The 14,307-nt window shown below is 59.6% G+C and carries 13 protein-coding genes and 1 pseudogene; 7 read left to right on the top strand and 7 right to left on the bottom strand.

Features of this window, described 5'->3' with window-relative positions:
* Positions 1-7: 7 nt before the first annotated feature.
* The 3 genes and pseudogenes from SOP85_RS31485 to SOP85_RS26100 form a co-directional block, all read left to right on the top strand.
* Positions 8-298 (top strand): annotated as a pseudogene (locus tag SOP85_RS31485) (PAS domain-containing protein); the annotation flags it as partial.
* Between the two features lie 132 nt (positions 299-430).
* Positions 431-1,573 carry a methyl-accepting chemotaxis protein gene (locus SOP85_RS26105; protein WP_442967945.1) on the top strand — a complete coding sequence of 381 codons (1,143 nt, stop codon included), beginning with the start codon at positions 431-433 and terminating at the stop codon, positions 1,571-1,573.
* Between the two features lie 286 nt (positions 1,574-1,859).
* Positions 1,860-2,531 carry a class I SAM-dependent methyltransferase gene (locus SOP85_RS26100; protein ID WP_323628702.1) on the top strand — a complete coding sequence of 224 codons (672 nt, stop codon included), beginning with the start codon at positions 1,860-1,862 and terminating at the stop codon, positions 2,529-2,531.
* 298 nt (positions 2,532-2,829) lie between these two features.
* On the opposite strand, the gene SOP85_RS26095 is transcribed toward SOP85_RS26100, so the two are convergent.
* Both SOP85_RS26095 and SOP85_RS26090 read right to left on the bottom strand, forming a co-directional pair.
* Positions 2,830-3,093, bottom strand: a complete 264-nt coding sequence (locus tag SOP85_RS26095; RefSeq protein ID WP_323608984.1) for a hypothetical protein — start codon at positions 3,091-3,093, stop codon at positions 2,830-2,832.
* A 144-nt stretch (positions 3,094-3,237) separates the two neighbouring features.
* On the bottom strand, positions 3,238-4,791 hold the full coding sequence (locus SOP85_RS26090; RefSeq protein WP_323628701.1) for a phospholipase D family protein: 1,554 nt from the start codon (positions 4,789-4,791) through the stop codon (positions 3,238-3,240).
* 189 nt (positions 4,792-4,980) lie between these two features.
* Here SOP85_RS26090 and SOP85_RS26085 point away from each other — a divergent pair, with 189 nt between their 5' ends.
* The 3 genes from SOP85_RS26085 to SOP85_RS26075 all read left to right on the top strand — a co-directional run bounded on the left by SOP85_RS26085 (position 4,981) and on the right by SOP85_RS26075 (position 8,029).
* Positions 4,981-5,415 (top strand): hypothetical protein, encoded by a 435-nt coding sequence (locus SOP85_RS26085; protein WP_274075711.1) that lies wholly within the window; start codon positions 4,981-4,983, stop codon positions 5,413-5,415.
* A 121-nt stretch (positions 5,416-5,536) separates the two neighbouring features.
* Positions 5,537-6,733 (top strand): GAF domain-containing sensor histidine kinase, encoded by a 1,197-nt coding sequence (locus SOP85_RS26080; RefSeq protein WP_323628700.1) that lies wholly within the window; start codon positions 5,537-5,539, stop codon positions 6,731-6,733.
* A gap of 72 nt (positions 6,734-6,805) precedes the next feature.
* Positions 6,806-8,029 carry a zinc-dependent alcohol dehydrogenase gene (locus tag SOP85_RS26075; protein WP_323628699.1) on the top strand — a complete coding sequence of 408 codons (1,224 nt, stop codon included), beginning with the start codon at positions 6,806-6,808 and terminating at the stop codon, positions 8,027-8,029.
* A 52-nt stretch (positions 8,030-8,081) separates the two neighbouring features.
* Here SOP85_RS26075 and SOP85_RS26070 read toward each other — a convergent pair whose 3' ends face one another.
* The 5 genes from SOP85_RS26070 to SOP85_RS26050 form a co-directional block, all read right to left on the bottom strand.
* A complete protein-coding gene (locus SOP85_RS26070) occupies positions 8,082-9,248 on the bottom strand; it encodes a carboxylate-amine ligase (RefSeq protein ID WP_323628698.1) in 1,167 nt (388 codons plus the stop codon).
* Between the two features lie 10 nt (positions 9,249-9,258).
* Positions 9,259-9,507: a hypothetical protein gene (locus SOP85_RS26065; RefSeq protein WP_274075715.1), complete on the bottom strand. Its 249-nt coding sequence runs from the start codon at positions 9,505-9,507 to the stop codon at positions 9,259-9,261.
* Between the two features lie 129 nt (positions 9,508-9,636).
* Complete coding sequence (locus SOP85_RS26060; protein WP_323608988.1) at positions 9,637-10,458, bottom strand: DUF3618 domain-containing protein; 822 nt, start codon at positions 10,456-10,458, stop codon at positions 9,637-9,639.
* A complete protein-coding gene (locus SOP85_RS26055; RefSeq protein ID WP_323628697.1) occupies positions 10,455-10,886 on the bottom strand; it encodes a phage holin family protein in 432 nt (143 codons plus the stop codon). The genes SOP85_RS26060 and SOP85_RS26055 overlap by 4 nt, the downstream gene beginning before the upstream one ends.
* Complete coding sequence (locus SOP85_RS26050) at positions 10,886-11,524, bottom strand: hypothetical protein (protein WP_274075718.1); 639 nt, start codon at positions 11,522-11,524, stop codon at positions 10,886-10,888. The genes SOP85_RS26055 and SOP85_RS26050 overlap by 1 nt, the downstream gene beginning before the upstream one ends.
* A 233-nt stretch (positions 11,525-11,757) precedes the next feature.
* On the opposite strand from SOP85_RS26050, the gene glgX reads away from it, so the two are divergent.
* Positions 11,758-13,932: a glycogen debranching protein GlgX gene (glgX, locus tag SOP85_RS26045; protein WP_323628696.1), complete on the top strand. Its 2,175-nt coding sequence runs from the start codon at positions 11,758-11,760 to the stop codon at positions 13,930-13,932.
* Positions 13,933-14,307: the final 375 nt, after the last annotated feature.

The raw sequence follows: 14,307 nt of genomic DNA, 5'->3' as shown, positions 1-14,307 counted from the left end.
GCCCTTAATGCGCGTGAATTTGCCCGTAACCGACCATGAAAGACTGTTTCCCGCCGAACAACGCCTGATCTCCACCACCGACCTTGATAGTCGAATCACTTACTGCAATGACGCGTTTGTCGACATCAGCGGTTTCACCTACGACGAACTGGTCGGCCAGACCCATAACCTGGTGCGACACCCCGATATGCCGCCTGGGGTGTTCATTCATATGTGGCACACCATCAAGCAAGGCAAACCCTGGATGGGAATTGTGAAAAACCGGGCGAAAAATGGTGATTTCTATTGGGTCAGTGCCTATGTCACGCCCATCTATGAAAACGGCCGCATGAGTGGCTACGAGTCGGTTCGCTCGGTGCCCACCCGCGACCAGGTGCGTCGGGCATCAGCGCTCTATGCAAGGATGCGTGCGGGCAAGCCGATCGTCGCGCTGAGTGCGCGGATTTTCCGGCCACTGCAGCACGGTTGGCCATTGCTGGTGGCAGGCGCGGTTTCGCTGCTGGCTGATCAGTGGCTGCCAAAAGCGGCGGCCCAGGGGGTGCTGGTGGTGAGCCTGGGGATTGCCTGGTACCTGATCGAGTCCCGACAACGCAGCGCCATAAGACGTACCCTGGCCGAACATCCGAAAGCATTTTCCGATCGGTTGGTCGCCCTCACCTACAGCGACAACCATGGTCCCCAGGGTCAACTGGACATGGCCATGCTCAGTGAGGAAGCCCGTTTGCAGACAGCCTTGAGCCGGCTCGTCGATGCCGGGGTCAGTGTCAAGGCCAAGGCGGCACAATCGTCCGAGCTGTCGGGATTGCAGGCGCAATCGCTCGATCGTCAGCGCAACGAAACGGATCAGTCCGCCGCCGCGATCTCGCAAATGGCTGCTACCAACCAGGAAGTGACGCAGAACGTCATCAATACCGCCCATGCCGCCTCGGAGGCTGACCAGTTGACGAGGGACGGCAGCGAATTGGCCGGGCAAAGTCTGCGCGCCATGGAGGCCATGAACGCGGCCGTCAATGAAATCGGCCAGGCGGTCAACGCGTTGGCAAGCGAGACGCAATCGATCGGCAGCGTCGTCGACGTGATTACGTCCATTGCCGAACAGACCAACCTGCTGGCGCTGAATGCGGCGATCGAGGCGGCGCGGGCCGGAGAGCAAGGTCGCGGGTTTGCCGTAGTGGCCGACGAGGTGCGATCCCTCGCCCAGCGCACCCGCACCTCCACCGAACAGATCCACGGCATCATTGCTTCGCTGCACGAAGGAGCTGATCGCGCAGTTTCGACGGCCACACGCGGTGAGCAGATTTCCCGAGAAAGCATGCAGCGTGTCGAGGCGGTGCAGGCTGCCCTCGTCGGCATCAGCCAGGCCGTCAGTCGGATTACCGACATGAGCCAGCAGATGGCATCGGCGTCGGAAGAGCAAAGTCACGTGACTGAAGACATCAATCAACAGATCACGCGCATTGCGCAGCTGTGCGATCACAGCGCCGGACAGGCCAAGCAAGGTGCGGCCATCAGTCAGGACCTTGAAGAGATGGCCGAGTATCTGCACAGCCTGGCGGAGCGTTTTAACCGATAACCGTCAGTTCAGCGGCGGGCTGGCTCAGCCCGTCGCTGGTGCACAGGACTATGCAAATCCAAGGAACGACAGGACGACCACGACGACCACCACCAGCCCAACGATGTAAATAATGCTGTTCATCAGTCCACCTCTCAATCTGAACGGGATTGCGAAACGAGGGTGTGCCAACTTCCAGATTACCCACCTTCGCTTGTCACTCCATTCGACAACGCACAGGGCGCATTGTCCCAATCAGGCGTGGAGACACTATGCTTGTATCCAGCCAACCACTCCGGACATCGAAATGCCCGCCGACGAAACCACGCTCCTCCAAAGCTGGCAACACAACGCCCAGGCCTGGATCGAAGCCATCCGCAGCGGCGCCATCGAAAGCCGTCTGAAGGTCACGGACCAGGCAATCCTGCTGGCGATACTGGGCCGCCAGCCAGAGCGCGTGCTCGACCTCGGCTGTGGCGAGGGTTGGCTGTTGCGGGCACTGGCGGAACGTGGCATCGAGGCGGTCGGTGTGGATGGCGATGAGACGCTGGTCGAGGCGGCGCGGGCGGCGGGTTCTTCGCCGGTGCATCTGGCCAGCTATGAACAGCTGGTGGAGGCGAGAGTGGATGTTGGCCGCGACTACAACCTGATCTGCGCCAATTTTGCCTTGCTGCACCAGGACATCATCCCCTTGCTCGCGGCCATGAACGCCCTGCTCGCCCCCGACGGCGCGCTGGTGATCCAGACGCTGCATCCATGGACCGTGGCCGCGGGCGACTATCAGGATGGCTGGAGGGAAGAGACGTTCAGTGGATTCGACGGGCAGTGGCAACCCATGCCGTGGTACTTGCGAACCTTGTCCAGTTGGATCAATGCGCTGGACATGGCCGGTTTTCGGCTGGCCGGCCTTCAGGAGCCGCAGCACCCGCAAAGTCCCGTGCCGCAGTCGTTGTTGTTGGTGGCCGAGTCGCGGCTGTAGGAGCTGGCTTGCCAGCGATGGCGGCAACACGGCCACTACCCTATCGCCAGCAAGCCGGCTCCTACAGAGGTGTGTCACTCCACAAATTCAACATACCCCGCAAATCCTGTAGGAGCTGGCTTGCCAGCGATGGTGGCATCACGGCCACCATCGCATCGCCAGCAAGCCGGCTCCTACAGAGGTGTGTCACTCCACAAATTCAACATGGACCCGAAAATCCTGTAGGAGCTGGCTTGCCAGCGATGGCGGCATCACGGCCACCATCGCATCGCCAGCAAGCCATCAGTCCAACTTATTATTAATATTTAACGTCCCGGGCCGTGTCGCGGGTGTCCTGTTTGGTGTCGCGCTTGTCCTGGCGACAATCGGCACGGCTCTTTTCATCACCCTCTTTGCATTCTTCCTTGGTTTCCCTTGAGGCTTCGCGCCCTTCCTGCTTGGTGTCACGCGATTCCTGCCGTTGGTCAGCCTGGTCGGTCGCGTAGGCCGGCAACGACACGCCGTATACGCCAGCCGCGAGGGCCAGTGACGCCAGTACAGCCATGTAAAACCTGCGAATCATGAGCTTTCTCCTGTTCAAGAGTACTCAATCACTGGTTTTTCCCGGTCATTGACCGGGAACACACTTTCCAAAAAGATCCTCTGGAGTGGGAGTTTTAACGATAGTCGATACAGGCAACCCCACAAGCTCGGGGGTCTATACGGTCTAGAGCATTTTCTCCAGGCCGATCTTGTCGCTGAGCCAGGCCTTGAAGCTGCGCCATTTGCTACCGGGCTCCTGGCGCAAGACATGCAGGCGGCCGTCGTCTTCAGCGATCCAGACCACTTCGCCGTTTTCCAGGCGGGCCTGGTAACTCACCGCTGGCGCCATGCCCTCAAGCGCCAGCTTGCGCACGTAGCCGGCCAGTTCAGGGCTGTCGACCAGCACCCCGACTTCAGTGTTCCACAGCACTGAGCGCGGATCGAAATTGAAGGAGCCGATGAACACCTTCTGCTGGTCGAGGATCATGGCCTTGGTGTGCAGGCTGGAGTCCGAGCCACCACTGAGGCCAAAGGAAGAAGAACCACCGCTGGGGTCGTCCGGTTGGCGCCGCAGCTCATAGAGCTTCACCCCATGTTCGAGCAGGCGCTTGCGATAAGGCGCATAGCCGCCATGCACCGCAGGCACATCGGTGGCTTCCAGTGAGTTGGTCAACAGGCGCACATCGACCCCGGCATCGGCACGCCCGAGGAGGTAACGCATGCCGGATTGTTGTGGGACGAAGTATGCCGAGATCAGGATCAGCTCTTTATTGACTCTATCGAGCTCAGGCCGCAGTTGCGTGGTCATCAACAGCGCGCGAGCCGGTTCGTCGTCGGCCAGGACTTTGCTCGGGGCGTCCCACATCGCCGTGGCATTGGCCCAGATCAGCTCCTGACGCCAAATCGCCAGTTGCGGTTGAGTGCGGTAGGTCATGAGGTGGTCGTACAGAGCCTGGTTTTCGATACGCGTGCTCTGCAGTGATTGTTCCAGGCGTAGGCGGCTCTCCTGCAAGTCTTGAGCTGTCGGCTTGACGATAAGGAAGTCACTGATCGACCGGCTCAGGGCGCTGTTCCAGTATTGGTCGAAGCTGTGGCCCAGTTGATCGGCGACCGGGCCGAGGCACAACAGGTCCATGTCGGTGAAGTTGAGATCGGGCTTGGCGTCGAAATATTCATCCCCCAGGTTGCGGCCGCCGACGATCGCCGCGCTGTTGTCGGCCAGCCACAGCTTGTTGTGCATGCGCCGGTGCTGCTGCGACAGATTGAGCAGGCGGCCCATGGTGCGGGTCACCAGTGTGCTGCGCCCCAGATGCAAAGGGTTGAAGACACGGATATGGATGTTCGGGTGCACGGCCAGGGTCGCAATGACTTCTTCCTGGCCATCGCTGGCGGTGTCATCGAGCAATACGCGAATCCGCACGCCGCGATCGGCCGCCAGCAGCAGTTCCCACACCAGCGCCCGGGTGCTCAGGCCGTTGTGCACGATGTAGTACTGCACATCGAGGCTTTTCTGCGCATTGCGGATCAACTCGGCACGCGCCCGGAACGCTTCACTGCTGTTTGGCAGCAGGCGAAAACCCGACCGTCCCTCATGCTGGGCGGCCGCGGCCTGGATCGAACGCCCGAATGCCGATTCGCTGGCGGGTATGGCCTTACTGAACTCGTGGGGCAAGCGCGTTGGGGTGGCGCAGCCGGCGAGCAGCAGGGTGAGCAACAGCGCGGGGACGAACAAAGACATGGACAAGGGGCTCGTCCTCAACCTCGACGGGATGGGTGTTGACTTATTTCAGTAAAGCCCCGTTCAAGCGCGGTATTGCGATATTTTGCGATAGTTCCCGGCAGTGCCGGTTTTTTTTTCATGAAGGCTATTGGCTTCCATGGATGAGCTACCATAGCTAAACCGTTTTTTTTCTTTCGGGAGAAGATTATGCATCGATTGGTTAAACCGTCGGATTATGTTCTTCAGACTGCAATGGACAAAATGGTGTACATCCTGCCTTGGGAACGTCGACATTGCCCTGGTAATCCTACGGATGAGCCTGAGCAAGGCGCCCTGCTCTATAACCAATACATCCTGAACTTCCTTCATGGCCTGGAACCTCGAACGCCAGGTGAACGAATCATTGAAATTGCGCAATGGTGCCTGGCGTTAGCCGGAGAGCCTGCCAGGGCCCTGGCCGATGATTTGTCTGCGGCCTACCTCAGTCGGTACAGCTTTGTGCTGGCTGATATCTCAAGATACGATGATGAATCGAGAGAACTTCGCGGGCACCTGGCGCTCTGGCCTGACGAAATAAAAAAGATGCCAGCCAATCTGGTGATGGCTTTGCGAGCCCGGGCTGCAGGCCTTTTGTTGGGCTGACGCCCGGGATAACCAGAAATTGGGGCAGGCCAGCAAATAGACAGCTGCTGGCGCTCCCCAAGTGGTCAGGGCGTGAGATTAGGGATAGTCTCTGAGCGACATTATTTCGAACAGCCGAGCCATGACCCGCGCAGAGTTTTCGCCAGACGTTGAAGCCATCCGCACCATCGATGCCGTTCCAGTCATCCTGAGCATGGTCAAGCATCTCACCGGGATGCGCTTCGCCGCGGTAGCGAGAGTCACCGAAAGAAACTGGGTGGCCTGCGCCGTCGATGATTCAATCGATTTCGGCCTCAAGCCCGGTGGCGAGCTGGTCGTCCAGTCAACCATCTGCCACGAGATTCGCCAGCACCGGCAGCCCGTCATCTTCGGCCACGCCAGTGCGCACCCGGTTTTCTCGTTGCACCACACCCCCAGGACCTATGCGTTGGAGAGCTATATCTCCATTCCCATCATCAGGGCCAATGGCGAATTTTTCGGCACCCTGTGTGCCATCGACTCCGTGCCGGCGAATCTCGATGAGCCCGCGATCGCCAAGTCACTCACCCTCTTCGCCCAGCTGATCGCGATGAGTCTCGACGCCCAAAGCCATCTGCAGGCGACGCAAACCGCACTGGTCAATGCCCATGAACACGCAAGGCTGCACGAGCAGTTCGTCGCCGTCCTCGGCCATGACCTTCGCACGCCCCTGAGCGCGATCCGGATGAGCGCTGATCTGCTGGAAACCAGGGCAACGGAAAAACGCTCACTGAACCTGATTGCAGCGATCCGCAATAGCTCGACTCGAATGGGTGCACTGATCGAGAACGTGCTGGATTTTGCCCGGGGAAGGATGGGTGGCGGGATTCCGGTCAAGCGCCAACTGGTCGATGACCTGGGTCGCACGCTCAAACTGACGCTGGACGAAGTACAGGCCTCTCACCCCGAAGCGAAATTGACCCACGACCTGGATGTTCCGACCGGCGTCTATTGCGACGCGCTGCGCATCAGCCAGTTGCTTTCAAATCTCCTGGGCAATGCAGTGACCCATGGCTCGACAGCGGAACCTATCCGCGTGCAGGCCCATGCCGAGGGGAATGAGATGGTCATATCGGTGAGCAATCAGGGTGCCCCGATTCCACCGGCGTTGATGCCATTGCTGTTTGAACCCTTTACCCGGTCAGAAGCTGGCCAGCGCGGCGAAGGCCTGGGCTTGGGACTTTACATCGCTGCCCAGATCGCCACCGCGCACAAAGGTAGCTTGAGCGTTACCTCGACGCTGGAAGCAGGCACCTGTTTCGTCGCAAGATTCCCGGCTGACTTCAAATGGCTCAGTTGAATTTTTCTGAACTAACCTCCGTCTGCGCTCCTCTCCCGCTTACCATCAAACCCATTAGAGGGGCAGGACGTCATGAGAGCACTCACCTATCACGGCGCGCATAGCGTCAAAGTCGACAGCGTCCCCGATCCGGTTATCGAGGACAGCGACGACATCATCCTTCGCGTCACCGCCACGGCAATCTGTGGTTCGGACCTGCATCTGTATCGCGGGAAGATCCCGACCGTCGAGCATGGCGATATCTTCGGTCATGAGTTCATGGGCATCGTTGAAGAAACGGGCTCGGCCGTCACTGCCGTGCAACCCGGCGACCGAGTGGTCATCCCCTTCGTTATCGCTTGCGGCAGCTGCTTTTTCTGCCAGATGGATCTGTTCGCCGCCTGTGAAAAGACCAACACGGGGCGTGGCGCGATCCTCAACAAGAAAGCCATTCCATCGGGTGCCGCGCTGTTTGGGTTCAGCCACATGTATGGCGGCATCCCTGGCGGCCAGGCGGAATACGTGCGTGTGCCCAAAGCCAACACCGGGCCGTTCAAAGTCCCGGGCACCCTGTCCGACGAGAAGGTGCTGTTCCTTTCGGACATCTTGCCTACCGCCTTCCAGGCCGTGACCAACACCGGCATCGGCAACGGCTCGAGCATCGCCATCTATGGCGCAGGTCCGGTCGGCCTGTTGAGTGCAGCCTGCGCCAGAATGCTCGGTGCCGAACAGATTTTCATGGTCGATCACCACCCTTACCGCCTGGCTTACGCGCAGAAGACCTATGGCGTGATACCGATCAACTTCGATGAAGATGCCGACCCCGCCGACACCATCGTGCGCCAGACCAAAGGCATGCGCGGCGTGGATGGCGTGGTCGATGCGGTGGGTTTCGAAGCCAAGGGCAGCACCACCGAGACCGTGCTCGCCACGCTAAAGCTCGAAGGCAGCAGCGGCAAGGCATTGCGTCAGTGCATTGCAGCGGTACGACGTGGCGGGGTGGTGAGCGTGCCGGGTGTGTACTCCGGGTTCATCCATGGCTTCCTGTTTGGCGACGCCTTCGATAAAGGCCTGACCTTCAGGATGGGCCAGACCCATGTGCAGCGTTATCTGCCGGAGCTTCTCGAACACATAGAGATGGGGCGCCTTAGCCCTGAGGTCATTATCAGCCATCGACTGTCGCTGGAGCAGGCCGCCGAGGGCTACAGGATGTTCGACAAGAAGGAAGACGATTGCAGGAAGGTCATCCTGACACCGGACGATAACCGGATTGCGTTGCCCGAGAGCGACGACACCGCCGCAGTCCTGGCGACCTGATAATGCTCCCCGAAAAAGAGGACGAGATTTTCGTCCTCTTTCCAACTGTTGCTCAGGTTTCACACACCGCGGGTTGCAGGTCATCGCTTTTGCATGGCTCTTGCGACGTTTCCAACAGCAGTTGGTCCACGACTTCAGCCAGGGCGGCATGAACATCCCCAGTGCTGCGCAGGGCTCGTTGGTAAAGGTCTCGCTGGCGGTCTGCACTGGTGCCGTTGCGCAGAATTAGCCGGGCCTGGGCGAAGACGTTTTCCACACGCAGCTTGCGCGCCGTATCGCCAAGGATCTGCTGCGCCAGAAAAAGCCACTGCTCGGCCGAGAAGGTTCGATCGTACCCCTCGACAATGAATGACGCCTGTGTTCCATGGCGTTTCGCGCGCCAACGATTTTCCTTGAGGATCAAGCGGGACGTTTGCGAATAGGCCAACCCTGGTCGAGGTTGATCAATCGCATAGGCAACCAGCAAGCGAAACAATGAGGCAATGCACAAGGCATCTTCCAGCCGTGGGCAGGCATCCGTCATGCGCAATTCCAGGGTCGGATAGCGGCAAGCGGGCCGTAATCCCCACCAGCATTCGCTGGCCTGGGTGATGGTGCCGGTACGTATCAGCAAGGCGACGTAGGCGTCATAGGCAGGCGTATCTTCGAAGTACTCCGGTATGCCCATCCTCGGCCACTCGTCACAGGCTGTTTGCCGGTAGCTCATGAAGCCGCTGTCGGCACCGTCCCAAAAGGGCGAGGAGCTGCTCAGTGCGAGCAAAAGCGGCGTCCACGGCAAGACTTCGTTCATGACCTGTATACGATCAAGGTGACTCGGAATTTCAACGTGTACATGCAGACCGCAAAGCAGACTGCGCCGAGCGACCCGTTGATAGTCTGCAAACAGTTGAAGAAAGTGATGTTGCTCGGTGGCCTGTTGTACGCGCCAGTCAGCCAGAGGATGACTCCCTGCACAGAGCAGTCCCAGGTCATAAGACTCGAGCGAACGCCGCAGGCTTTTGCGAGCAGCCACAAGGTAGTCCCCTGCTTCATCCATGCAGGTGAAGATCGGCGAAGCCACTTCGATCTGGCCCTGGAACATCTCATAGGCGAAACAAGCCCCCATCGCCGCCTCGCACGCTTCAATCGAAGCCTTGGGTGGCTTATCGGTCATGCGCCCGGTGTCCAGATCAGTGATGAAGTATTCCTCTTCAATGCCGAACCTCAGCTGTCTGTCCATGGATGGGCCCTCAGTGATAGTCCTCTCCCGCTACGGCGCGCAGAAACGCCTCGTCCGCCTTTATTCGCAAATCGCGCCACTCTTGCCAACTGACAATGCGCTGGCGATCCATCTCATCCGATTGGCGCAGCAGTTCTTCGTGATAGGCATCGGGAGATTCCATGCGCAGCGCGATGTCATCGAGTGCTCGATGCCAGGCGTCCAGTGCACACAATCTTCGTTCCTGGGACGGCGTCAGCTGGTTCTTGAAGGCGTTCATGGCAGTGCAATCCCGGAGTCATTTCTGAATGGATCAACAGTGTTCGAGCCAGGTTCACGAGGGCCGACCAGAGGTGCCTGCTGCAAAAAGGGAGGCCGGCATTCGACCTCCCGCTTTGCACGCGACGCCTTACGACGTCCCCAGTCCACGGGACAGATCGGCCGGTTGACTGGCTACTGAGTGGCCATTCCCTTGCGGCTTCTCCACTTCCGCGTTTTCCGTGGTTTTAGTCACTGTATCGCGGACCGCTTCGTAGCCCTCCCGCGCCTGCTGCTTGACCTTGTCGGCCAGCCCGGCGCTGGTCTTGCCCATGTAGCGCTGCTCGGTGGCCGTCGAGGGTAACGCCGCCCCCAGCATGGCTCCCAAGGCGATGCCCGCGGCGGCAACCATCAGCGGCTGTTCCTTGAGCAACTGGCTGACTTGATTGCTCATCACCTGCGTACTGCGCACCAGGCGGTCGCTGGCGTCATGCATGGCATGGCTGATGTTTTCGCCGGCAGCGCCCAGGTTGTCGCCCAGGTGCGCCGCTTTGTCTTTCACACTCTGGTAGCCTTCCTTCAAGGTGTCCGCCGTCTCGTGCAAGTGCTCGCGCGCACTGTCGATGCCCTCGCCCAGGCCTTCGGTCCACTCCCCGACCTTGTTCCGTGTGGGGGCTACGGGATAAGCCGGACGAGGAGTCGGCGGACGGTTCTGGCTCATCATCAGCCATAACAGACCCACCGACGTCACTACCGCCGGAACGGGATTGTTGCGAACGCTGGTGCCCAGGTTGCTGAGGAACGTCGTGCCGTTGCTCTGCATGAACGACAACGCCTGGTCGAAAAACTGTCCCGGGGTGAATTTGCTTTCCAGCGCGTCGACGATGTTGCCGATGCTGGCACGCTGGGCATCGATTTCCCGCTCGATGGTCTCGGGGCTTTTTTGCGACTCGATGTCGAATTCAGTGGTCATGAGACTTTCCTCCGCAGCGCTTCCTGGTCTTTGTTCAAGGCGTCCAGCGTGCGATCAGGCTTGAAGTGGGACGGCTCGAACTGTTTTTTTCCGGACTGCAGCATGGCGAACCCCACGATCATCACCACGACACCAACGATGAGCGCAGCCAACCACGGCGCCATGAACATGCTCAAGGCGTAGACAGCGGACATCAGCAGGATGATGAACCCCGCCAGCAGCACGATCGCACCACCGGCGACACCGGCAATGCCGGCCTTCAGCGTCGTGAGGCTCTCCTGCAGCTCGGCCTTGGCCAACGCCAGTTCCTTGGTGAACAGCGCCGGCACTTCGCGAGTCAGCTGACGCAGCAGGCCGACGACCGAAGCGTCAGGCTCCGGGCTGGGCACAGGTCTGACGCCCGGCAAATCTTGATCTTCTCTGTTCATCACAGCGCTCCTTTATAGGGTGTGGAAGCGGGTGTCGAGTTCGTTGCGAAGTCTGATGGATGATCCTGTGCATTCGGCGAGGCCGGCGTGATGCCGGTGGCCAGGCCAGGATTTTCATCAGTACGTGATGGAACGGAGGTTTCGTAGGGGCGTTGCGCGCCGAATCCACCTGACGGCGGCATTGAATGCCCTGCTGCCGGGTCGCCAGCATCGCTGAGCGTCGCTGCCGGCGCGGCCCCGGCCTTGAGAAAACGCGACAGGCCGAAGCCCAGCGCAATGCTGCCGGCAATGAACAATGCCGGGTTGTTGCGCGCCAGTTCGGCGCCGTCATGCAGCAGCTGTTCCGCACTTTTCCCGCGCAGATTGCCCGCCAGCCCGCTCATGGACTCCGCCATGTCCGCGAGGTAGTCGGACATGCCCAGCCTGTCCTTGTCCTGCAGTTCTGAAACGAAGGATTTTGCCCCTTCGGCCAGTGCCTCTATCTGGTCTGCTGCCGTGTCACGGTATTGGCCAAACTGTTCATCCGCCTGCTGTCTTGCTCCGCCAAGCGCCTCCGTTACGTTTTCCTTGAGGTGTTGAAAGTCTGGGGAGTCGGGTTTGTCTGCCTGGCTCCCGGTCGTGCTGTCTGCAGTATTCATGTCGTCCCTCGCCTTCTGATTGGAGAAAAAGCGTTAGCAGGGTTCGCCACGAATCAGCCGCAGCCCCCCTACTGCTGATGACGGAGCGACGTCATGGGGAGTTCCAACAGAATGATGAGTGAGAGGTACATCTCGATCGGGCAGCAAATTTCCTGAACTGTTGCGCGCCGCAGGCTTCTATCGGTAGACCGCGTTGGTCATCCATCCCAGAACCTACTCCGGAGCGCTTGATCATGACGGATCAACCACAGAGCGACAGTGCATCAAGCCAAGAACGTCCCGCCAGCCGTGTCAGCGAGGGGCTGCCCTATCCGTTGGGCGCAACGTGGGACGGCTCGGGCGTCAACTTCGCGATTTTTTCCGCGAATGCCACGAAGGTCGAACTGTGCCTGTTCGACGCCGACGGCCAGGCAGAAATCGAGCGCATCGCCCTGCCGGAATTCACCAACGAGATCTGGCACGGCTACCTGCCCGACGCCCGGCCTGGAACGCTGTATGGCTATCGGGTGCATGGCCCCTACGATCCGGCCAATGGTCATCGATTCAACCCCAACAAATTGCTGATCGACCCCTACGCCAAGCAGATCTCGGGTGAACTGCAATGGGACGATGCGCTGTTTGGCTACACCGTCGGCCATGCAGACGGCGACCTGTCATTCGATGAACGCGACAGCGCACCTTTCATGCCCCGCTGCAGGGTCATCGACCCGGCCTTCACCTGGGGCAATAGCGCAAAACCCAACGTGCCTTGGGAAAATACGGTTTTCTACGAAACCCACGTACGCGGCTTCAGCAAACGTCATCCTTCGGTGCCAGAGCCTGATCGTGGCACCTTCGCCGCTTTCCACCAGAACGACGTGGTGGAATACATCCGCTCACTCGGCGTGACCTCCGTGGAACTGATGCCCGTGCATTACTTCCTCGATGACAACCACCTGCTGGAAAAAGGCCTGCGCAATTACTGGGGCTACAACACTCTTGGCTTCTTTGCCCCCCATGCGCGCTACATGGCGGGTCAGTCGATCGGCGAGTTCAAGATCATGGTCTCGCGCTTTCACAAGGCCGGGCTGGAGGTCATCCTCGATGTGGTCTACAACCACACGGCCGAAGGCAACGAGATGGGGCCGACCCTGTCGCTCAAGGGCATCGACAACGCCAGCTACTATCGACTGATGCCCGACGATGCGCGCTACTACATCAACGACACCGGTACGGGTAACACACTCAACATGAGCCACCCTTGCGTATTGCAGATGGTGACTGACTCCTTGAGATACTGGAGCTCAGAGATGGGCGTGGACGGGTTCAGGTTCGATCTGGCGACCATCCTCGGTCGCGAGCCTGAAGGATTCAGTGAGGGCGGTGGCTTTCTCGATGCCTGTCGCCAGGACCCGGTCCTGGCCAAGGTCAAGCTGGTCGCCGAGCCTTGGGACTGTGGCCCTGGCGGTTATCAGGTGGGCAACTTCCCACCGGGGTGGATGGAGTGGAACGACAAGTTCCGGGATGTCTCCCGTGCCTTCTGGAAAGGCGACGATGACATGCTGGGCGACTTCGCCAAGATCTTTCTCGGCTCGGGCGAGCAGTTCAATCGGCGTGGTCGCAAGCCGGCTTCATCGGTCAATTTCATCACCGCCCATGACGGCTTTACCCTCAATGACCTGGTCTCCTACAACGAAAAGCACAACGAGGCCAACGGCGAAGACAACCGCGATGGGCACTCCGATAACAGGTCGTGGAACTGCGGGGTCGAGGGGCCTACCGAGGACCCTGAGATCATCGAACTGCGCTATCGGCAGATGCGCAACCTGCTCGCCACGTTGTTCCTTGCACAGGGTACGCCCATGCTCCTGGCGGGAGACGAGTTCGCCCGGACCCAGGGCGGCAGCAACAATGCCTACTGCCAGGACAGCGAGATCGGCTGGATAGACTGGAATGTGAGTGAACAAAGCAGTGAGCTGCAAGAGTTTGTCCGCTACCTCATCGAGCTGCGCAACCGCCACCCATTGCTGCGGCGAAATCGTTTCTTCACCGGCGAATACGACGAAAGCCTGGGCGTCAAGGACGTCAGCTGGCTGCAGCCGGGTGGCGAGGAAATGGGTGTGGAACAGTGGCATGACGGCAGTAACCGCTGCATGGGAATCCTGCTCGATGGGCGTACCCAGACCAGCGGCATTCGCCGCGAAGGCGTGGATAAATCGCTGCTGATCATCGTCAACGCCCATCACGACGTGGTGAATTTCACCCTGCCGGAAGTGCCACAGGGCCAACAGTGGATTTTGCAGCTGGACACCAACCAGGCGCAGCTCGACCCTGGGGAATCGTTTTCGTTTGGCGATGAGTATCAGGTAACCGGACGCTCGATGCTGATGTACGAGCTGAAGAAACCTTCGACGAAAAAACGCAAGTAGGACGCCCCAGACAGGGGGATGTGCCAGGCACGGCATTTGTGTACAACGCCGATCAACTGTAGGAGCTGGCTTGCCAGCGAAGGCGCCGGGTCAGTCGACATCGATGTCGAATGTCAGACCGCTTTCGCTGGCAAGCCAGCTCCTACAGGGGATCTTCGTCAGACCCGAGATCTTCGCCAAGCACGGAATTTGTGAACGACGCCGACCAATTGTGGGAGCCGGCCTGAACTGCGATGGCTGATGTTCGAGCTGAAGAAACCTTCGACGAAAAAACGCAAGTAGGACGCCCCAGACAGGGGATGTGCCAGGCACGGCATTTGCGTACAACGCCGATCAACTGTAGGAGGGAGCCCCAGAGGCCCGGATGTTGTACTC

Origin of the sequence: Pseudomonas sp. YuFO20 (genome assembly GCF_035064975.1) — a bacterium.
In the GTDB taxonomy this organism is placed as follows: Bacteria; Pseudomonadota; Gammaproteobacteria; order Pseudomonadales; family Pseudomonadaceae; genus Aquipseudomonas; species Aquipseudomonas putida_AE.
This window is presented reverse-complemented; position numbering and strand designations above follow the sequence as displayed.